1 protein-coding gene, 1 rRNA gene and 2 pseudogenes are annotated in these 3,684 nt (G+C 57.1%); 3 read left to right on the top strand and 1 reads right to left on the bottom strand.

What is annotated here, in order from left to right; all coding sequences use genetic code 11:
• The first annotated feature begins 4 nt into the window (after positions 1-4).
• The 3 genes and pseudogenes from rrf to HHL10_RS29880 form a co-directional block, all read left to right on the top strand.
• Positions 5-117, top strand: a 5S ribosomal RNA gene (gene rrf / locus HHL10_RS29870).
• A gap of 104 nt (positions 118-221) precedes the next feature.
• Positions 222-494: pseudogene (locus HHL10_RS30935) on the top strand (IS21 family transposase); the annotation flags it as partial.
• A 953-nt stretch (positions 495-1,447) separates the two neighbouring features.
• A pseudogene (locus HHL10_RS29880) lies at positions 1,448-2,127 on the top strand (ATP-binding protein); the annotation flags it as partial.
• 328 nt (positions 2,128-2,455) lie between these two features.
• Here the strand turns inward: HHL10_RS29880 and HHL10_RS29885 are convergent.
• Positions 2,456-2,794, bottom strand: a complete 339-nt coding sequence (locus tag HHL10_RS29885; RefSeq protein WP_169164069.1) for a P-II family nitrogen regulator — start codon at positions 2,792-2,794, stop codon at positions 2,456-2,458.
• Between the last annotated feature and the right edge of the window lie 890 nt (positions 2,795-3,684).

The following is a 3,684-nucleotide window of genomic DNA, read 5'->3' on the forward strand; positions in this document are numbered from 1 at the left end:
CAAGCCTGATGACCATAGCGAGGTGGTCCCACCCCTTCCCATCCCGAACAGGACCGTGAAACACCTCAGCGCCGATGATAGTGCGGATTCCCGTGTGAAAGTAGGACATCGTCAGGCTAATATCCCAGCCAAACGCCCCGACCAGAATATGGTCGGGGCGTTTCGCTTTGGCGGTTCTATGGAACAACAGCGATGCATTTATCACGGAAGTTGTTGCAGACTTGTTCGACACCAACTTCTGCAAATCGCTTGGGGCTTAGAGAAGCGCGCCGTCGAGAAGAACGTGCTGCGACAGCCGCTGGCTTACCTGGATCGAGCCGGCCAAGCGGCGCTCCTGCGCCGAGCTCAAGGCTCTGGCTGGGAGAGCGCTGTGGCAAGCGATGATGTGCCACCCGCAGCACGAGCGCTTGAGCGTAGCCGAGATGCTGGAGCACGAGCGGCTGCACCCCATGCCCATGCCGACACGCTTCGAGGGCTGCGTCGCAAAACCTGCCTGCATGTGTCACTTTCCGGCATATAGGAGCCGGCCTTTTTCAGCATATAGGAGCCACGTCGCAGGGCTCTCAGGACACCGGTGACGGCCGCCGGTTGTGGATGACGGTAGGGAGTTGCCGCGGTGCGCGGTAGCTCGTGCCGTCGAGCACCAAGCAGTAGGCGTTGTGGCGCATGCGGTCCAGCGTGGCGCTGGCCAGCAGCTTGTTGGCCGGGAACGCCTAGTCCCACTCCCCACTCCTGGAAGTCAAGGTTGCTGGTGACATGCGCTGGCGGTGCGACTCCGCAGTTGGAGACGGTGCTGGCGGCCTGCTTCGCCGGCTCCAGCGCCGCGGCGATCTGGGCTTCGTCGGGCAGCGGCGCCTCGGCGTCGAGCCAGCCCTGCACGGCGGCCAGTGTCCTGAATTGGGCCAGCTTGCGCGCCCCATGGTGTGGCTGCGTGCGAGTTCCCGGTCGGATGAGCCCCGCCGGATCTGCGCCAGCTCGGATTGGTACTGGAACATCTCGAACCTCCTTCGGCCCATCGCTGCCTCCGTGCTTGCCTGGATGGCACGCACTTCAGCACCGGCGCGGCCGGGCTCAGATCGAGGTGTCCGTCAGCCCTGGATGGCTCCTATATGCCGAAAACGAAGTGGCTCCATTACGGCGGAAACCCCGTGGCTCCATGACGCCGAAAACGCCGTGGCGCCTATACGGCGGAAAGTGACACGCACGAGTAGACCTGTAAAGGTGGCAGTGGCGCCTTGGAGAGCGCGTTGCCTTCCGGGCGCGTGAGCATCGGGCATGTGTTCAACGCGCTGCGACGTTTCATTGCCGCCCCGGTACCGCAGGCCGTATCCACCCGTTGCAGGTCAGGACGCCGCCGCTGGCCGACCCGGCCCGCTACGATTGGCCTAACCGGGGCAGAACGTCGGTGTCGTGAGACCTCGCGCTGACTACTGGAACAGCTGCTGCAGCCGAGGGTACCGACCGCGCCATGCGTTCGGTGAGCTGACAATTGCGCATGGCGAGTTCCCACTGCACGGAGACTTCGCTGGCTTTGACTTCAACATCGCGTCACTGTTAGACCGCAAGCCCGTGACGCAACTGGCAAGCTGCGAGTTCACCGAGGCCGCGCACAACGCCGTTCTCGTAGGCGACCCTGGAACTGGCCAAACGCATCTTTCGACCGCCATCGCACGGTGTGGCCAGCATCACGCGCCACGGCAAGTGCGTGCGGTTCTGCTCGCCCGTGGACTTGGTCAACGCGCTGGAGCGGGAAACGCCCCAGGGCAAGGCCCAGCGTTGCCCCAGCACTGCTGCGCACGACCTTGGTCATATTGAATGGGCTGGGGTACCTGACCTTCAGCCAGGTCGGCGGAGCCTTGCTGTTCAACCTGCTTTCCAAGCTTCACGAGTACACCAACGTGCTAATCACTACCAATCTCGACTTCGGTGATTGGTCAACGGTATTCATGGACGCAAAAACGACAACCAGCGCTGCTGGACCGCCTCAAGCACCATTGCTACGTCGTCGAAATCGGCAACGAGTCGGTCCGCTTCATGCTTAGTACAGAGCAGACCAAGCAGCGTATCACGGCTCGCGAACAGGCTCGTCGGACTGCCAGGACCTCAGTATTAGGCGAGATTGCTTGATGAGCCGCCGCGCGGGGCCAGACGTGAAGGCATTGCCTGCAGCGTCTGGTCCCGCGCCCTCACCAAAGCATCCGGGAGATCAAACACCAGAGTCAGGACCTGCGTTTATCCGCGGCCGGCCTTTAGAAACCGGCTTCCGCTTCTGGTTCAACGTTCAGTCGGCACGGTGGCTCAGAATTGTGTCGGCCTCGACAGGCTGGCAGTTACTTCGCACTTATGCGCTGGAAGGATTAACTTTATATCGTGCGCAATAATATTTTGCTCAAATGAGCGCTAGCATGCCGGCGTGCATTGTGCCTAAAGTTGCTTTCTGGTTGAATTTGACTCATCAAACTGCGGATTCGTCAATTTCTCCAGTTCGAATGCGCACAACTTGGTCTACTGAGGTTACAAATATTTTTCCGTCGCCTATCTTTCCTGTCTTGGCTGCTTTAACTATGGAGTCGATACAGCGCTCTACATCATTTTCTCGCACCACGACTTCGATTTTAACTTTTGGGAGAAAATCGACAACATATTCTGCGCCGCGGTACAACTCAGTATGACCCTTTTGGCGTCCAAAGCCTTTAACTTCCGTAACGGTTAGTCCAGATATTCCGACCTCGGCCAAAGCTTCACGAACTTCCTCGAGCTTAAAAGGCTTGATGATGGCGGTGATTTGTTTCATGGCATAGTTTCTTTGGTAAAGACAACATGGGTAGTTGACCACAGAAACACCGTACTCCGCGACATGAGGTGCGCTAGACCACAATTTTTTCTCATTCGTAGCAGGGCAACAACTGCTTCTTGTACGGGTGTTATGAAGACTGGCAACCAAAGTCCATGCTGGCCTAAGGGAGACATGAGCCAACGAGCGGGGTTTGGTCTAAGTGCTGTCAGCACTTCAAGCATGAGGTCGCTGCTTGCTGTTCAGAATTTCTGATGTAATTTCCGTCCTAGAGTTAAAGCGGCGATTTGGTCTAAAAGGAGATGCTGGATTTTGATGTCAAACGTCTCCTGGCATTGCTCAAGAGATCCATTGTTGTCAGTGAAATGCTTTAAAAACACATTCCATTTGTATTTGAATGCAGCGGTGATGCAAGATGCCAGCATTCTGTGGTAATGCTGTGGTCTGTTTGGTTTCTCGATATGGCTTGCTATGTGTCGGAATGGGGCGGAGGATTTTTGGGGTTCCGGCTTTCTATCGAATATGGTCCAATCAAGGTCAAGATTGAATGTCTATAGATTTTTGTTTTAAGGATGTGTTTTGATTTTCCTGAGGCGTGTTGTGCACCTTAGTTTTTCTCGAGCGGGAGCATGCTCTATCTTTACTGGATGAGCAGGAACCCGTACCCGAGGGATCGGAGCCAGGAGCAATAGGAGTTTGTGGCGCCATACCTCACGCTGATGAAGGAGAACGCGCCGCAGAGCGAGCACAGGTTGCGCAAGGTCCCCCCGCGTCAGAATACCTGTCGTCCCCATAGAACCAGGAAACCAGGGGGCGTAGGAAGAAGTGATCAGTGGCTCGTTTCGGACAGGCATTCAAGGACAGGGCGGTAGCGAGGTTGCTGCCGCCTG

Source organism: Azohydromonas caseinilytica (assembly GCF_012927045.1).
Taxonomy (GTDB): Bacteria; Pseudomonadota; Gammaproteobacteria; order Burkholderiales; family Burkholderiaceae_C; genus Azohydromonas; species Azohydromonas caseinilytica.